The organism is Halomonas huangheensis, from assembly GCF_001431725.1.
Lineage (GTDB): Bacteria > Pseudomonadota > Gammaproteobacteria > Pseudomonadales > Halomonadaceae > Halomonas > Halomonas huangheensis.
Genome location: NZ_CP013106.1, coordinates 104,457 through 120,478, shown reverse-complemented (window position 1 = coordinate 120,478; position 16,022 = coordinate 104,457). Strand labels below are relative to the sequence as shown.

The window sequence follows — 16,022 nt, the reverse complement described above, 5'->3', positions numbered from 1 at the left end:
CATACCAGAACAAGTGAGCCGGCATCACTAGTCAGTACCGGCTCGGATCACATTGCTCAGCGGTGACTCTCAGCGCAGATCATCAACAGCTTCAGCGATCTCTTCATTGCTGGCTTTGGTGAGATCCTTGGGTAATGAGTGGATGACCAGTTTGGTGGTAGGCGCATCAAGCTTGTCACGTAACTGACCGAGAAAGCCCGGTGGCGCGACCAGAATCAACTTTTTCAGGTGATTATCGACGCGTGCGCGATACAGACGTCCGGCAACCTCGCGAGCAAATATCTCCTCATGGTGCACGGTGGCTACCGAGTCACCCCCTGATGAACGAGACGCTGACGAATGAACGCTCGAATCCCCTCCGTTGTCGGTTACCAGGTCGCCTTCGTGTAAACGCCCCTCGGCGTGCACCAGGTCTTCCTGTTCACTAAGCTTGTGTCCCAGTCTCGTGAAAATACGAGCGCGGGCCGCGTCGGCCACCACGATATAGGTCGTCATCGGCAATCCTCGCAGCAGGTGAAATGGCGGGAAGCACTACCCCTCCACCATGGCAACGCTCCAACGGGGCGTCAACTGATCGTTGCCGGCGACAATAGCGTCGCCCATTACGGACAGTGACGATCACGACCTCCTTTGCGGTAGCATTCGCAACTCTGCTCAAGCGCAGATGCTTCCCACAAGACGGGAAACGTCAGCGCAGCAAGGATAGTCGCAATTGGTTGGCGCACGCACAGCCAACCCCTGGAGGACATTTACCCATGCGCCAGTTTTTCTACCCCAGCGCCCCTCTTTCCCGAGGCACCCTGTTGTTCTGCCATGCGGTACTGCAGTTGGGCGTTATGGTTGCGGGACTTTGGTGGCTGATACCACGCACGCCGTGGATGACAGCTACCAGCTGGGCTGACGCCTGGCCACCGTTGGTCATTGGCCTGGGCATCATGTTGCTGGTGATGGTCGCTCTGCGGTTGGTCGCTGAGCTGTGGCTGCTGCCCCATCACCTGGCTAACCAGCGTGCCGGCTTCTCCGCATCAGCAGTGGTCACACGCTCCTTTGAGCGTCGCCCCGCCGTACACGACAATGAGCAAGCCTGGACTTCTCAGGGGCAGGTTCTGAGTGACGACGATTCGGCGGTGGGCACCGCCCGGGTAAAACGTCGTGCCGAGACCCTGGCCCAGCGTCGTCAACGTGAGCCGGGGCTGAACGTCGATGCCACCAACACCGGCAACGGCAACGACAACGACCCGGGGCGCCGCGAACCCAGCCTGTAACCTGTCGTGAGCTGCAACGAAAACGGGGCGCAATGCGCCCCGTCCTTGTACTGCACCTCAGCTCAAGCCTGATCAGAACGACAGCGCCGAGCAAGCCAGGCCACACTTCCCACTCCCAGCAGCGCCCCTACCGAGTTGGCAGCGATATCCGGCAGATCGGCACCACTGCGGCCCGGCACATGAAGCTGCGCCCATTCAATCACCACGCCGAATCCTACCGCCAGCACAGCCGCCCACCCATAACGCCGACCCGACAACGCAATCAGCGCTGCCAGGCCCGCATAGCCCAGCAGATGGTTGATCTTGTCAGAAGGCAGACTATCGGGCAGCTCAGAACCCGGCATCAAACTGCCAACGGCGATGATCAGTGCCGCCAGTATCGCCAACCACCTCCACATTCGCCGTCGATCAAGTAATGTACGGATTCCTGTCGTCATGCCCTTCGGCATCAGGCTGTCGCGATCTGGCTGTGATACGCCGGGCTCAGTTCATGCAGAGCATCGACAAACGCATCGACACTACGCGGGTCAGTGAACTGACTGATGCCGTGACCGAGGTTGAAGATGTGGCCTGGCCCCTCACCATAGCTATCGAGAATCCGCCCCACCTCGGCGCGAATCGCCGCCGGGCTGGCAAACAATACATTGGGATCGAGGTTGCCCTGCAACGCAACCTTGTGGCCGACTCGGGCACGAGCATTGGACATTTCGGTCGTCCAGTCCAATCCAACCGCATCGGCACCAGTCTCGGCAATATCCTCGAGCCACTGCCCACCGTTCTTGGTGAACAGGATCACCGGCACGCGACGCCCATCGTGTTCACGAATCAAGCCGGCAACAATCTGCTCCATATAGCTGAGCGAGAACTCACGATACGCGGGAGTCGAGAGCGTCCCTCCCCAGGTATCGAAGATCTGTACCGCTTGTGCTCCGGCACGAATCTGCGCATTGAGATAATCGGTGACCGAATGGGCCAGCTTGTCGAGCAACTGGTGCATGGTGTCCGGGGCACCGTAAAGCATCGACTTCACATGCCGAAAGTCCTTGCTCGAACCACCTTCCACCATATAGGTAGCCAGCGTCCAGGGACTGCCGGAGAAACCGATCAGAGGCACGCGGCCATTCAGTTCACGGCGAATGGTCGACACGGCACGCATCACATAGTCCAGGTCACGTTCGGCCTCGGGCTCCTTCAAGGCCACAACATCCGCTTCGGTGCGTACGGTCTTGCGAAACTTCGGGCCTTCTCCAGTCTCGAAGTACAGCCCAAGCCCCATGGCATCAGGGATAGTCAGAATGTCCGAGAACAGGATCGCAGCATCCAGTGCGTAACGCTCCAGTGGCTGCAAGGTAACCTCGCAGGCACGATCAGTGTCACGGCACAGACTCATGAAATCCCCCGCCTGACCTCGCACTTCTCGATACTCAGGCAGGTAGCGGCCAGCCTGACGCATCATCCAGACTGGAGTGCGGTCGACAGGCTGACGCGCAAGGGCACGCAGGAAACGGTCGTTTTTCAGTTCCATTCGGACATCATCCTCGCGAAATTCTCAGTGTATTGTACCTCACCTCACACGGTCGTGAGGCGAGCAGCGTATGCTGGTAGAATAAGCGCCCTCCCATCGGCTTTGCCGTGGTCCTGACACTGAGGTACCCCGTGACGATTCGTTTCATCGCCGCCTCCCGCTTGCCCACTCCCTGGGCTACCTTCACCATGCATGGCTTCGAAGATGAAGCCACCGGCAAGGATCATATTGCCCTGACTCTCGGCGATATCGCCGATGGACAGCCCGTACTCGGCCGGGTGCATTCCGAATGTCTCACCGGAGACGCCCTGTTCTCGATGCGCTGTGACTGTGGCTACCAGCTTCAGGAAGCCATGAAGCGCGTTGCCGAGGAAGGCCGCGGTGTGATTCTGTACCTTCGCCAGGAAGGACGCGGCATTGGCCTGCTCAACAAGATCCGTGCCTATCATCTCCAGGATCAGGGTGCAGACACCGTCGAAGCCAACGAGCGCCTTGGCTTTGCCGCCGACCTGCGCCGCTATGATCTGTGCATTCCGATGCTCGATCATCTTGGCGTCAAGGGGCTGCGACTGATGACCAACAATCCGCGCAAGGTCGACGCACTGAGCGAGGCCGGTGTCGATATTGTTGAGCGCGTCTCTCTGACCACCGGACTCAATCCGCATAACGAACACTACCTGGCCACCAAGGCCGGCAAGCTCGGCCACATGATTGCACTGGCTGACTTCGTGCCGGCTGACGACATCGATATCGAGCGTAAACCGTGAGTCAGCAGACAGGAACATGACCGCGTTCATGAACGCTGCTTACCAACCATCAGGCCCCGCTCGAAAGCGGGGCCTGATGGTTTCAGCACATTCGTTGCAGTGTATTCTTTCTTTTCGACACTTCAGCACTCAGCTCGTCTGAGCCTGCTGTTTTGATACCGGTTGCCAGACCCGGCGCAAGATCAGAGCAATGATCAGCATGGTCGCCACACCACTGAGCGCACCCACCCAGACCGTTGCCGTTATACCCGCCACGAAGAACGCTACGATCCCCGCAATCCCGGCAGTCAGCGCATAGGGCAACTGTGTCCGCACATGGTCGATATGATCACAACTGGAGCCGGCCGACGACAGGATGGTGGTATCCGAAATCGGCGAGCAGTGGTCACCGAAGATGCCACCACTCAATACCGAGGCAATCGCCAGCGCCATCGGCATATCCATCGCCGCGGCTACCGGCATGGCAATCGGAATCATGATCGCGAAGGTGCCGTAGGAAGTGCCAGTGGTAAAGGCCACCACGGCGGCAATCAGGAACAGCAGAACAGGCACCAGGCTGACCGGAATATTCGCCTGAGTCAGCGTCACCAGGTAGTCGGCGGTTCCCAGTTCAGAGGTTACGCTACCGATTGACCATGCCAACGCCAGAATGATGTAGACCAGAGTCATGCTCTTGATGCCTTCGACCACGATATCCATGGCTTCGCGGAAGTCGAACAGGCGCTGCCCGATCCCCATGCTCAGGCCAACGATCACCGCCACCATGGTAGCGATCAGGATCGACTTGCCACCATCCGCATTCCCTACCGCTGTCACCAGATCATTGTTGGGATAGTCGCCGGTCCACAGGAACAGCGGTGGAATCATCACCAACAGCACCGCGATCGGCACCAGCATGTTGCGCTTCTTCGCGGTGTCGGTAGGCGCAGCCAACGCCATGGCTTCGGTATCTGACGGCGGCTTGGCACCATCTTCCATCAGTTTGCCGGTCTCGCGAGCACGACGCTCGGCACGCGCCATGGGCCCGAAGTCCCACTGGGTGATGACAATGAAGAAGATCATGCCCAGCGCCAGCCAGGCATAGAAGTTCAGCGGAATGGTCGACAGATAGAGCAGATATTCCGAGCCCGAGGCCCCCATGGTGGTCAGTTGGGTACCGATCAGTCCCATCACGAACACCACCCAGGTCGATACCGGCCCCAACAGACACATGGGAGCCGAGGTGGAATCGACAATATAGGCGAGCTTTTCCCGCGAGACCTGCATGCGGTCGGTGATCGGCCGCATCACACTACCCACGGTCAAGGCGTTGAAGTAATCCTCGAAGAAGATCAGCATGCCCAGCCCCAGCGTCGCGCCCTGTGCGCCACGCGCCGATGCTACCTTGCGCGAAATCGCCCGAGCGATGGCATGTGCCCCGCCAGTACGTTGCAGAATGCTGATCAGTACCCCGAACAGGCCACAGTAGATCAGGACCGTGGCATTCCACTCATCGCCGATGCTGGGCACGATGAAGTCGGAAAAGCTGTTGTAGAAACCTGCCGCCGGATTGTAGCCGGCCAGCATGGTCGCGCCGAGCCAGACACCACAGAACAGCGCCGGTATAACGTTGCGCGTTGCCAGTGCCAGCAGAATCGCCAGTAACGGTGGCAACAGGGATAAGACTCCGAATGACATCGGGATACTCCTGGGTTCTTGTCGGTATTCATGCGGCAGGCTGTAACCCTCGGGACCGACAAGCCTCACCAGGCGTGTGTCGAATGCTCCGCGAGATGCCTACGATCACCGCATGGAAAGGCCAGCATCCTATTTGTTGGCAACACAATCGGCAACTGCAATGTCTCAATAGCGCAATTTGCCCCGCCGATGGTTGCCAACCAACGAAAATACTGCCTTTCCACGCACCCGCTCGTATCTCCAGGCTAGTGGAAGAATCCCCTGGCGTCGTGCGCTTTCTGCGCACCACCTGCTGCCGATGACCAATCAGCTCGGCAGACGCGTCTCGACCTCGATGCCCTTCATACCTTCCTCGGTATAACGCTCGCCTTGAGCGACTCCCGGCGGGAACCAGCCAGACAGCTGGGCAAGGTCCTCGGCACTCAACTCAAGCGAAATCGCCGCCAGGTTCTCATTGAGGCGAGTCAGTCGTCGAGTCCCCGGAATCGGCACGATGTCATCACCCTGAGCCAGTAACCATGCCAGTGCCAACTGCGCCGGCGTTGCCTCGCGCTGTTTCGCCATGGTTTCCAGGCGCGTGATCAACTCGCGATTGGCGGCCAGGTTCTGCTCGCTGAAGCGCGGCGCCTGACGCCGAAAATCACGTTCATCAAGATCGTCGCGAGTCTGCAGTGCACCACTGAGAAAGCCACGTCCCAGCGGGGAGTACGCTACCAGCGTGACTCCCAGGCGGCGGCAGGCCGGCAATACCGCGTCTTCAACGCCACGCGACCATAGCGAGTACTCACTTTGCAGCGCGGCAATGGGATGCACATGACAGGCACGCTCAAGCGTTGTCGCCGAGACTTCGCACAGTCCCAGCGCGCGCACCTTGCCTTCTCTGACCAGCTCGGCCATGGCACCGACCGTCTCTTCCACCGCTATATCCGGATTGAGGCGGTGTGCGTAATAGAGATCAATGCAGTCGACTCCAAGCCGCTTGAGGGAAGCGTCACAAGCCTGTCGTACATATTCGGGCCGGGTATCAAGCGAGCGTGCATAGGCACCGGGATCGCGCACAATACCGAACTTGGTGGCAATCACGGCCTGCTCACGACGGCCTGCCAGGGCTCGGCCCAGCAACTGCTCGTTATGGCCCTGACCATAGGTGTCGGCGCTATCGAACAACGTCATTCCAGCATCAACGGCCTGCTGAATGAGCTGCATGGATTCCGCATCATCACTGGGACCATAGAACTCGGACATGCCCATGCAGCCCAGCCCCAGCGGCGACACGCGTAAGGCCTCGCCAATACGGCGCTGATCGAATACCTGAGTGGGTGAAGGTAGGGAACTCATAAGCAGGAACTCCAGCAGAATGGGGAATGAAAACAACCGCAGCCCATGTTGAACGCTGGCCGTCTGCTGGAGAATTGTCGATAATTTGATACTCCCAGGGTATCAATGCCGGGATTCACCCATCGTCAGGAAAGCACCATGAGCTACCGACTGCGTATCGATCGACTGGAGAGCTTTCTCAGCGTTGCCGATACCGGGAACTTTCGTCAGGCCGCAGCGCGCCTCCATATCTCCCAGCCGCCATTGACCCGGCGCATCCAGGCTCTGGAAGCCGAACTCGGTGTGGCACTGTTCGAACGCACTACTCGGCGGGTCACCTTGACCGATGCAGGAAGACGCCTCGCCAATCGGCTGCGCCCTTGCTTCGCTGAAATAGAGGCTGCCTGTGAGGAAGCGCGTCAAGCCAGTGACAATCCCACGGGCAGGCTGACCATCGGCATGACATCGGCTCTCGACCCCAGCGCCTTTCCCACACGCCAGCAACTCGAGCGCCGGCTTCTCGAGCACCAACTTCTCGAACACCAACCTATCGAACATCCATCTGTCGAAAACCCGTCTGCCGAACACCCACGGCAGGCGGAGATACAACTGATTCGAGCCTCTTCGCGTGAATTGATGAGCCGTCTGCTGGATCGCCAGGGCGAAACATGCCCGAAGCTGGCCTTCATCGGTATGCCGAGCGAAGTCCCCGACGCTATCGAAACCACGCGTATCGGCCATGAACCGCTATGGGTCGCCCTACCTTCAGGACACCCACAGGCCGCGCTGGAAGTCATAGACCTCCGAGTCCTGAACAGCACGACGCTACTGTGGTTTCCCCGACGTGATAATCCTGTCTATTTCGACCACTGCGAGCGCGTCTTTCGCGAAGGCGGTTACCACCCGCCACGCAGCGAGGAACCGGAGGATCACCATCATCTATTGGCCGCCGTTGCTGCGGGAGAAGGCGTCGCGCTGATGCCGGCCAGTTACCTCGGCACCAGCCGCGATGGCGTTGATGTGCGGCCCCTGAGCGAACGCTGGCAGGCGCTGGGGACCGACATCTGCCTGGCCTGGCGCCGCGACGACCACGAAGCGTATCGCCTGGCCAGACGGCTCGTAGCTCGTAGCTCGTAGCTCAGGTCATGCCAGTCCACGCGCTTCGCGGATGCGCTGATAGGCGTTGCCGATCTCAACCGTACGCTGCTCGGCGACTTCACGCATGCTCTCCGGCAAGCCACGACTGGCCAGCTTGTCGGGATGGTTCTCGCTCATCAGCTTGCGGTAGGCACGCTTGAGCTCGGCATCGGTGACCTCGGCGGAAACGCCCAACACCTTGTAGGCATCATCTACCGAACTGCGGCTTTCCTGAGTACCCGCTCCCTGCGAGGCCCCTCGCAGCATGGCTTCAATCTGCTCGATTTCTGCCGGTGAGCAACCCAACCCACGGGCGACGCGCATGATCATCTCGTGCTCAGCGGGATGCAGGACACCATCGGCGGCAATGGCCGATAACTGCACCTGCAGGAAAACCTGTCGCAGCGCAGCCTGCCCTCGGGCCAGGTGCGAGACCCTGGCCAGTTCGCCGTCTAGATTGAAATCGCTGGCTCGACCACGCTCAAAGGACTCGCGGGCACTGGCCTTGGCACTCTCCGACAGACGCAAACGAACCAGCAACTGCTCCAGCACCTGACGCTCATGTCCGCTGACCTGGCCATCGGCCTGACAGATAGCCCCCATGACAGCAAAGGTGGAGTCGAGGAACTGACGCTGCGCCTCGGCGATGCCACGTCCAATCAGAAGACCTCCCCGCAGGCGACGTGCCAGCCACCAACCCAGACCGCCGCCGATCAACATTCCCAACGGACCGCCCACCAGTAGCCCCAATACTGCTCCAATAATGATGATCAGCATGCAAACTTCTCCGTATTTCCTGGTCAAACACGTTTCCTGGTCGCACACGTTCCACAAGCAGACGCAGGGTGCTGGAAAACCGGCAGGATAGCACTGCGTTACCTATCGAGGCGATGCGGGTTCACACAATGGTCATCAGTGTCGCCCAGACTTGGGCGAAAAAAAGTGATCCTGCATGTAACAACAAGGAACCTGCTCCATGCCTCGACTTCATCGCTCCCTGCTCTGTACCGGCATAGCCACCGCTGGCTTGAGCCTGAGCCTGGCCAGCCACGCCGAAGGCCTCAGCCAGATAGCCACCTTTGAGGTTCATCACAACCTGACTGCGGAACTGGACCCGGAGACCACGGTAACAGCGGCAGAAATCATCACCGCCAGTGCCGATGGCACGCTACTGATCTACACCGATAGCCCGGCAGAACGCCTGGGCTTCATCGATATCACCGACCCTGCTGCGCCAACCGCTGGCGGCTCTCTGGCGCTGGAAGGGGAACCGACCTCGGTGAGTGTCAGCGCCGACACCGCGCTGGTCGGCGTCAACACCAGCAGCAGCTATACCTCGCCTTCCGGCTTTCTCGGTGTCGTTGATCTGAGCTCTCGGCAGCTGAACGCGCAGTGTGACCTGGGTGGACAACCCGACTCGGTGGCCATCAGCCCCGATGGCAGTCTATTGGCCGTCGCCATCGAGAATGAGCGCGATGAGGATCACAACGATGGAGAGCTTCCACAGCTCCCAGCAGGCGATCTGGTAATGTTCGACCTCGCCGCAGATGGCACTCCGACCAACTGCGAAGCCCCTCGTCATATCGATCTGACCGGGCTGGCGGAAGTAGCCGGCGATGATCCAGAACCAGAATTCGTCGATATCAACGATGCCGGACAGGTCGCCGTTACCCTGCAGGAAAACAACCATATCGTCATTGTCGACGGCACCAGCGGTGATATCACCGATCATTTCTCCGCGGGTAGCGTCGATCTCGAACAAGTTCCGACCGAGAAAGGCAGCCTCACAGCCAATGGTCAACTGAACGGCCTGGCCCGCGAGCCGGATGCCGTCGGCTGGCTCGACAACCAACGCCTGGTCACCGCCAACGAAGGCGACTACCAGGGCGGTTCACGCGGTTTTACCATCTTCTCGACGGATGGCAGTGTCATCTGGGACAGCGGCAACACTCTGGAACAGTTCGCTCTGGAGTATGGTGCCTACCCCGCTGGGCGCGCTGGCAAGAAGGGCGCAGAGCCTGAAGGCATCGAGATCTGGAAGGAGCGCGAGCTTATTCTGGTTGGCCTCGAACGTGCGGCCTCGGTTGCCGTATACCGTGATATGGGTACCAACCAGGCACCCCAGTTCATGCAATGGTTGAGCACCGGCGTCGGCCCGGAGGGGCTGCTGGCCATTCCTCAGCGTGACCTGTTCGTGGTCGCCGCGGAAGAAGATGATCCGGAAGCTGGCCTGCGCTCCACGGTCAATATCTATCAGTGGCAGCAAACCCCACCAGCGGCAGAGATCATCGGCGCTGACGATAACGGCGAGGAGATTGGTTTCGGCGCGCTGTCTGGCCTCTCGGTCGACAGCAATGGCCAGGCCCTGCTGGTCAGCGACAGCGTCTATCCCGAGGCTCGTCTGTACCAGCTCGAACTAAGCAGCATGCCTGCACGGATTCGCGACGTTACCCCGGTAAGCGACGCAGACGGCCCTGCCCGGGACCTGGACCTTGAGGGCATTGCCCCAGCCGCCGGTGGCGCCTGGCTGGTCAGCGAGGGCAATCCCGAGCAGGGGCGGGCCAATCAGGTGCTGGGTGTCGATGCCGACGGCAACATCACCGAGCGTTTCACGCTGCCCGAGGTGGTCGCCGAGCGCATGACACGTTTCGGCTTCGAGGGCATTGCCGCGCTACCGGGGACGGATCAGGGCGGTGAACGCCTGGCGGTTATCTTCCAGCGCGCGCTGGAAGGCGAGGAAGGTCGTGCACGCTTAGGTCTGCTCGACCCGACCAGCGGCGACTGGCAGTTCTTGAGTGTCGCCCTGAGCGACCCGTTGTCCCCGGTCGGTGGCTGGGTCGGCTTCTCCGAAATTACGCCACTGCCCGATGGACGCCTGGCACTGCTGGAGCGAGACAATCAGGTTGGTGAGCGCGCGGCACTCAAGCGTGTCGTCACGATTTCACTCGAGGACGCCACGCCCGTAGGTCCCGAGAGTACCCCTCCGCTGCTGGAGACCAGAGAACTGGTGGATCTGCTGCCCGCAATGGCCGAAAGCCAAGGTGTGATCGTCGACAAGCCGGAGGCCATGTCGGTGGACGGTGATACGCTGGTGGTGATTACCGACAATGATGGAGTTGACGACAGCATCGCCAGAACGCGTGTGTTGCGGATACCCCTGCCGGAAGCCTGAGCGGCTAGTCCCCAGTACCGGGCCCTGAGTACCGGGCCTGAAAACAGGGCCTGAGAACAGGGCCATGATTGCCCGGCTCCCGCCATGGAGCCGGGTAACACTCAGCCAAGACGCTGACGAATCGCGCTCTCGAGACTATCGGCATCCAGCCCGCAGTCGCGCAGCAACTCTACGGGCTTGCCGTGTTCGGCGAATACATCCGGCAATCCAAGGTTGAGTATCGCCACCTGCACACCTTCCGCGGCGAGCAACTCATTGACGCCGCTGCCAGCGCCGCCAGCGACAACATTCTCTTCCAGCGTTACCAGCAACTGGTGATCGCGCGCGGCTGCGAGAATGGCATCACGGTCCAACGGTTTTACACTGCGCATGTTGATATGGCTGGCATCGAGGCGTTCAGCCACCTCAGCGGCGGGGCCATTGAGACTGCCGAAGGCCAACAGTGCAATCCCCTTGCCGCTGCGACGCGATTCCGCCTTGCCGATGGGCAATGCTTCGAGGTGCGAGGGAATCTCCGCGCCCGGCCCGGTACCACGTGGATAACGCACCGCAGCAGGCCCCGGATGATGATAGGCCGCACTCAGCATCGCCCGGCACTCAGCCTCGTCCGCCGGCGCCAGCACCACCATTCCGGGCACGCAACGCAGATAGCTCAGATCCAGAGCACCATGGTGGGTCGGGCCGTCCTCACCCACCAATCCCGCACGGTCGATGGCAAAGGTCACATCGAGGTCCTGCACGGCGACATCATGAATCAATTGATCATAGCCACGCTGCAGGAAGGTCGAATAGATCGCTACTATCGGCTTCATTTCTTCACAGGCCATGCCCGCCGCCAGCGTTACCGCGTGCTGCTCGGCAATCGCCACATCGTAGTAGCGCTCGGCGTACTGCTGGGAAAAGCGCACCATGTCGGAGCCTTCACGCATCGCCGGAGTGATGCCGATCAGGCGCTCATCGACGGCGGCCATATCGCAGATCCAGTCACCGAACACGCTGCAGTATTTCTTGCCCGGCACCGCAGCAGCCTTTTTGGCTCCCTGCGAGGCAGTCTCGGGATCGCTGGGTTTTTCCAGCTTGGTGATGGCATGGTAGCCAATCGGGTCAGACTCCGCGGGCAGAAAGCCGCGTCCTTTACAGGTCTTGATATGCAGGAACTGGGGCCCGTCCAGATCACGCATGCTACGCAGGGCCTGACTCAGCGTCTCAAGGTCGTGACCATCGATGGGACCGACATAGTTGAAGCCCATCTCCTCGAACAGGGTCGCCGGGCTGACCATGCCCTTGACGTGCTCCTCGGTACGCCGCGCCAGCTCCAATGCACCCGGCAGGTGCGAGAGCACCTTCTTGCTGTTCTCGCGCATGCTCTGATAAGGCTTGCTGACCAGGATGCGCGCCAGATAGCTGGCCATGCCACCGACGTTCTCGGAGATCGACATCTCGTTGTCGTTGAGCACCACCAAGAGATTGGCGTTGACGTGACCGGCATGCGCCAGCGCCTCAAAAGCCATCCCGGCGGTCAGCGCTCCATCACCAATAATCGCGCAGACCCGACGCTCCTCTCCCTGGCTACGTGCAGCCAGAGCCATGCCCAGCGCCGCTGAGATCGAGGTGCTCGAGTGGCCGACACCGAAGGTATCGTATTCCGACTCGGTACGACGCGGAAAGGCTGCCAGGCCGCCGTAGCGACGAATGCTGGTCATCTGCTCGCGACGCCCGGTAAGAATCTTGTGCGGATAGGCCTGGTGGCCCACATCCCACACCAGCCGATCGTACGGAGTGTTGAACGCATGATGCAGCGCCACGGTCAGTTCGACCACTCCCAGCCCCGCGCCGAAATGGCCACCGGAGACACCGACGCTGTACAGCAGGTAAGCACGCAACTCATCTGCAATTCGCTTGAGCTGCTCCGTTGACATGGCATGCAGGGCCGCTGGAGAGTCCAGTGTGTCGAGCAGAGGCGTGAATGGACGCTCGGTTGGAATAGTATCGAACAACTTCATGATAGCCCTGTGGAGTCAGTGATCGCGTGCGATCATGTAGCGGGCAAGCTCAGCCAGAGGAGCGGCAGCCTCACCAATGGGTGACAGAGCATCCAGCGCTTCGTCAATCAACGAGCTGGCTCGCTCTCGAGCCGCATCCAGGCCCAGCAGAGCAGGATAGGTCGGCTTGTCGCGAGCGGCATCCGCTCCCGAAGCCTTGCCAAGAATCGCGGTATCGCCTGTGACATCAAGCACATCGTCATGCACCTGGAAGGCCAGCCCCATCGCCGCCGCATAGTGGTCCAGTGCCGCCAGGCGTGGATCATCCTCGGCTACCGCCACCAACCCACCGAGGCGCACAGCGGCGCGAATCAGCGCTCCTGTCTTGTGGCGATGCATGGTTTCGAGGGCCTCGAGCGAGGGCGCATGCCCTACCGCTGCTAGATCCAGCGCCTGTCCGGCCGCCATGCCATCTCGACCAGAAGCGCAGGCCAGACAGCGAACCAGCGCCGCCAGGCGGGGAGAGCGGGAATTGGCCAGCACCTCGAAGGCCAACGTCTGCAGAGCGTCGCCGGCCAGAATCGCCGTGGCCTCATCGAATGCCTTGTGCACCGTGGGTTGGCCACGACGCAGATCGTCATCGTCCATCGCCGGCAGGTCGTCATGCACCAACGAATAGGCATGGATCAGCTCGATGGCCGCTGCCGGAATGTCCAGCGCGTCATCTTCAGCTCCCAGTGCCCGCCCCGCCGCGTAGACCAGCACCGGACGCAGGCGCTTGCCACCGACCAGCAGGCCGTGACGCATCGCCTGTTCCAGGCGTAGGTCCGCCACGTTACGTTGCTCGAACAGCTCAGCGAGGCAGCGATCGACTCGTGCGCGATCTGCCGCCATCCTGGCCAACAGCAAATCAGCGTTCACCATGATTCTCCGCAGCAGCACCAAAAGACGTCAGTTCCATTCCACCATCTTCATTCTCGGTGAGTTGGCGAACCTTGAGCTCCGCGTCATCGAGACGCCGTTGCGCATCGCGCGCGAGGGCGACTCCCTGCTCGAAGGCCTTCAGGGAGTCCTCCAGCGACAGTTCGCCGGACTCCATCTGTTCGACGAGGGTCTCGAGGCGTTGCATGGTCGAGCCGAAGTCCTGAGGCTCGCCGGCACTTTCCTGCTGACGGGTATCCTGAGTTGCCATGCATCCCCCACTCAGCACTGCGTTGAGATGGCTGAGACAGTCACGAAAACAGCTGGTCAAAAAATCCATGCCGCGACGGGTCTCTAGAGACAGCTATGCCCAAGGACTCGATACGCTGGCATTACCGCAGCTTTTGCTTGCCATTCTGCGGTTTCAAGGGGCGATAGTATACACGCACCGAGGCCCTATTTCGTCAGCCGACGCTCCTGACCTGCGTACATGCATGCGGTTCATGTCCAGCACCAGGTATTTTCAACGTGGTTTTAGCCACATGTGGTACGCTATGTGCCCTGATTTCGCGCCTTTTCGCCACCATGTGCTACCGAGCCAGAGGCTGCCCGAAAAGTCGGCGAGCGATGATCCATCAAGGCAGGAACAGAATCACAGCGCGCGGCTGACACGTCAGTAACTGAGCACCTGGAGTCTGTTTTCAACGCCGCAATGATCGAGCGCAGACACTTTTCAGACACCGCCTGATGCTTACTACCTATAGGGGTTGACTCAACCATGGCCAAAACGTCCCTGGACAAGAGCAAGATCAAGATCCTGCTGCTCGAGGGCGTCCACCAGAGTGCAGTGGACAACTTTCTCAATGCCGGTTACACCAACATCGAGCATCAAACGACCTCCCTTGACGAAGCGTCACTGGTCGAGAAGATTCGCGATGTGCACTTCATCGGTATCCGCTCCCGTACTCAGCTCACTGAGCGCGTGTTCGAAGCGGCCGAGAAGCTGGTTGCCGTGGGTTGTTTCTGCATCGGCACCAACCAGGTCGACCTCACCTCGGCACTGGTGCGTGGTATCCCGGTATTCAACGCGCCCTATTCCAACACTCGCTCGGTCGCCGAGCTGGTGCTGGCGGAAGCCATCATGCTGCTGCGCGGCATTCCCGAGAAGAACGCCCGAGCCCACCAGGGCGGCTGGTTGAAGAGCGCGAAGAACAGCCATGAAGCACGTGGCAAGACACTGGGCATCGTTGGCTACGGCAGCATCGGCTCACAGCTGTCGGTGTTGTCCGAGGCACTTGGCTTCGACGTCATCTACTACGACGTGATCACCAAGCTTGGCATGGGTAACGCCCGTCAGGTGGCGAGCATGGAGGAACTGTTGGCACGCTCCGACGTGGTCAGCCTGCACGTCCCTGACCTGCCGTCGACACGTTGGATGATCGACGAGGAAAAGATTGCGCTGATGAAGCCTGGTGCAATTCTGATCAACGCCGCACGTGGCAGCGTGGTGGTCATCGAAGCGCTTGCCGAGGCCATCAAGGAAGGTCGTTTGAACGGCGCCGCCATCGACGTGTTCCCGGTCGAGCCCAAGGGTAATGCTGAAGAATTCGTCAGCCCGCTGCGTGGTCTCGAGAATGTGATCCTGACACCGCACGTCGGTGGCTCGACGCTCGAGGCTCAGGAGAACATCGGCGTCGAGGTGTCCGAAAAACTGGTCACGTTTTCCGACAACGGTTCTACCGTCACCTCAGTCAACTTCCCGGAAGTCGCCTTGCCGGCACACCCGGACAAGCATCGCCTGCTGCATATCCACGAGAACGTGCCCGGCGTGCTGTCCGAGATCAACCGCGTACTGTCGGAAAACGACATCAACATCTCCGGCCAGTACCTGCAGACCAACAACAAGGTCGGCTACGTGGTGATCGATGTCGACAAGGCCTATGGCCCGCAGGCGCTCGAAGCGCTGCGCGAGGTCAACCATACGTTGCGTACACGAGTGCTGTACTCAGAGACCAACTACGCAGACTGACCGGGATATGGCACGGACCGCACGAACCAGATCGGTTCACCGACTGCGCTCCGCTGCCCGCCCATGCCGCATGATACTGCCGCCGCCTCGTCAGGGGCGGCGGTGGTCGTTTCTGGCCAATGGTTTGTGGGGTATCGAAATACCTCGTGCACAACTATGCTCAATCACTTGCATGCTCAATCACTTGCATGCCCAGTCACTTGCATGTTCCGTCACTTGTTTGCGGCGCC

The 16,022-nt window shown here is 60.3% G+C and carries 14 protein-coding genes; 5 read left to right on the top strand and 9 right to left on the bottom strand.

All coding sequences use genetic code 11. The annotated features are described in order from the left end of the window. Window positions 1-69: 69 nt before the first annotated feature. Complete coding sequence (locus AR456_RS00550) at window positions 70-495, bottom strand: host attachment protein (protein WP_021817009.1); 426 nt, start codon at window positions 493-495, stop codon at window positions 70-72. Window positions 496-755: 260 nt separating this feature from the next. On the opposite strand from AR456_RS00550, the gene AR456_RS00545 reads away from it, so the two are divergent. Continuing rightward, window positions 756-1,265 carry a hypothetical protein gene (locus AR456_RS00545; RefSeq protein ID WP_021817008.1) on the top strand — a complete coding sequence of 170 codons (510 nt, stop codon included), beginning with the start codon at window positions 756-758 and terminating at the stop codon, window positions 1,263-1,265. A 62-nt stretch (window positions 1,266-1,327) separates the two neighbouring features. On the opposite strand, the gene AR456_RS00540 is transcribed toward AR456_RS00545, so the two are convergent. Together AR456_RS00540 and hemE are read right to left on the bottom strand one after the other, a co-directional pair. After that, window positions 1,328-1,702: a VanZ family protein gene (locus AR456_RS00540; RefSeq protein WP_035587633.1), complete on the bottom strand. Its 375-nt coding sequence runs from the start codon at window positions 1,700-1,702 to the stop codon at window positions 1,328-1,330. Between the two features lie 11 nt (window positions 1,703-1,713). Further along, window positions 1,714-2,790 (bottom strand): uroporphyrinogen decarboxylase, encoded by a 1,077-nt coding sequence (gene hemE / locus AR456_RS00535; RefSeq protein WP_021817006.1) that lies wholly within the window; start codon window positions 2,788-2,790, stop codon window positions 1,714-1,716. A gap of 131 nt (window positions 2,791-2,921) precedes the next feature. Here hemE and ribA point away from each other — a divergent pair, with 131 nt between their 5' ends. Beyond that, window positions 2,922-3,557 (top strand): GTP cyclohydrolase II, encoded by a 636-nt coding sequence (gene ribA / locus AR456_RS00530; RefSeq protein WP_021817005.1) that lies wholly within the window; start codon window positions 2,922-2,924, stop codon window positions 3,555-3,557. A 129-nt stretch (window positions 3,558-3,686) separates the two neighbouring features. On the opposite strand, the gene AR456_RS00525 is transcribed toward ribA, so the two are convergent. Next, window positions 3,687-5,234: a Na+/H+ antiporter NhaC family protein gene (locus AR456_RS00525; RefSeq protein ID WP_021817004.1), complete on the bottom strand. Its 1,548-nt coding sequence runs from the start codon at window positions 5,232-5,234 to the stop codon at window positions 3,687-3,689. Window positions 5,235-5,540: 306 nt separating this feature from the next. Continuing rightward, the gene (locus tag AR456_RS00520) at window positions 5,541-6,572 is read right to left on the bottom strand and encodes an aldo/keto reductase (RefSeq protein ID WP_021817003.1); all 1,032 of its coding nucleotides are present in this window, start codon (window positions 6,570-6,572) and stop codon (window positions 5,541-5,543) included. A 138-nt stretch (window positions 6,573-6,710) separates the two neighbouring features. Between AR456_RS00520 and AR456_RS00515 the strand changes: the two genes are divergently transcribed. Then, a complete protein-coding gene (locus AR456_RS00515; RefSeq protein ID WP_021817002.1) occupies window positions 6,711-7,688 on the top strand; it encodes a LysR family transcriptional regulator in 978 nt (325 codons plus the stop codon). Between the two features lie 6 nt (window positions 7,689-7,694). On the opposite strand, the gene djlA is transcribed toward AR456_RS00515, so the two are convergent. Beyond that, window positions 7,695-8,465: a co-chaperone DjlA gene (gene djlA / locus AR456_RS00510; protein WP_021817001.1), complete on the bottom strand. Its 771-nt coding sequence runs from the start codon at window positions 8,463-8,465 to the stop codon at window positions 7,695-7,697. Window positions 8,466-8,664: 199 nt separating this feature from the next. Between djlA and AR456_RS00505 the strand changes: the two genes are divergently transcribed. Then, window positions 8,665-10,860, top strand: coding sequence for an esterase-like activity of phytase family protein (locus tag AR456_RS00505; RefSeq protein ID WP_021817000.1), 2,196 nt, complete (start codon window positions 8,665-8,667; stop codon window positions 10,858-10,860). Window positions 10,861-10,961: 101 nt separating this feature from the next. Here the strand turns inward: AR456_RS00505 and dxs are convergent, their stop codons facing one another. Genes dxs through AR456_RS00490 form a run of 3 tightly spaced genes read right to left on the bottom strand, consistent with a single transcriptional unit; the run spans window position 10,962 to window position 14,034 of the window. Then, window positions 10,962-12,863, bottom strand: coding sequence for a 1-deoxy-D-xylulose-5-phosphate synthase (dxs, locus tag AR456_RS00500; protein ID WP_021816999.1), 1,902 nt, complete (start codon window positions 12,861-12,863; stop codon window positions 10,962-10,964). Between the two features lie 15 nt (window positions 12,864-12,878). Next, on the bottom strand, window positions 12,879-13,766 hold the full coding sequence (gene ispA / locus AR456_RS00495) for a (2E,6E)-farnesyl diphosphate synthase (RefSeq protein ID WP_021816998.1): 888 nt from the start codon (window positions 13,764-13,766) through the stop codon (window positions 12,879-12,881). Then, the gene (locus AR456_RS00490; protein WP_031206809.1) at window positions 13,753-14,034 is read right to left on the bottom strand and encodes an exodeoxyribonuclease VII small subunit; all 282 of its coding nucleotides are present in this window, start codon (window positions 14,032-14,034) and stop codon (window positions 13,753-13,755) included. The genes ispA and AR456_RS00490 overlap by 14 nt, the downstream gene beginning before the upstream one ends. A 507-nt stretch (window positions 14,035-14,541) precedes the next feature. On the opposite strand from AR456_RS00490, the gene serA reads away from it, so the two are divergent. Continuing rightward, window positions 14,542-15,792, top strand: coding sequence for a phosphoglycerate dehydrogenase (gene serA, locus AR456_RS00485; protein WP_021816996.1), 1,251 nt, complete (start codon window positions 14,542-14,544; stop codon window positions 15,790-15,792). Window positions 15,793-16,022 lie beyond the last annotated feature (230 nt).

Coding starts and splice junctions, on each gene's coding strand:
- AR456_RS00545 (WP_021817008.1), top strand. CDS start 756: ATGCGCCAGTTTTTCTACCCCAGCGCCCCTCTTTCCCGAGGCACCCTG.
- AR456_RS00490 (WP_031206809.1), bottom strand. CDS start 14,034: ATGGCAACTCAGGATACCCGTCAGCAGGAAAGTGCCGGCGAGCCTCAG.
- AR456_RS00505 (WP_021817000.1), top strand. CDS start 8,665: ATGCCTCGACTTCATCGCTCCCTGCTCTGTACCGGCATAGCCACCGCT.
- serA (WP_021816996.1), top strand. CDS start 14,542: ATGGCCAAAACGTCCCTGGACAAGAGCAAGATCAAGATCCTGCTGCTC.
- dxs (WP_021816999.1), bottom strand. CDS start 12,863: ATGAAGTTGTTCGATACTATTCCAACCGAGCGTCCATTCACGCCTCTG.
- AR456_RS00525 (WP_021817004.1), bottom strand. CDS start 5,234: ATGTCATTCGGAGTCTTATCCCTGTTGCCACCGTTACTGGCGATTCTG.
- AR456_RS00540 (WP_035587633.1), bottom strand. CDS start 1,702: ATGACGACAGGAATCCGTACATTACTTGATCGACGGCGAATGTGGAGG.
- AR456_RS00550 (WP_021817009.1), bottom strand. CDS start 495: ATGACGACCTATATCGTGGTGGCCGACGCGGCCCGCGCTCGTATTTTC.
- AR456_RS00515 (WP_021817002.1), top strand. CDS start 6,711: ATGAGCTACCGACTGCGTATCGATCGACTGGAGAGCTTTCTCAGCGTT.
- ispA (WP_021816998.1), bottom strand. CDS start 13,766: ATGGTGAACGCTGATTTGCTGTTGGCCAGGATGGCGGCAGATCGCGCA.
- hemE (WP_021817006.1), bottom strand. CDS start 2,790: ATGGAACTGAAAAACGACCGTTTCCTGCGTGCCCTTGCGCGTCAGCCT.
- AR456_RS00520 (WP_021817003.1), bottom strand. CDS start 6,572: ATGAGTTCCCTACCTTCACCCACTCAGGTATTCGATCAGCGCCGTATT.
- djlA (WP_021817001.1), bottom strand. CDS start 8,465: ATGCTGATCATCATTATTGGAGCAGTATTGGGGCTACTGGTGGGCGGT.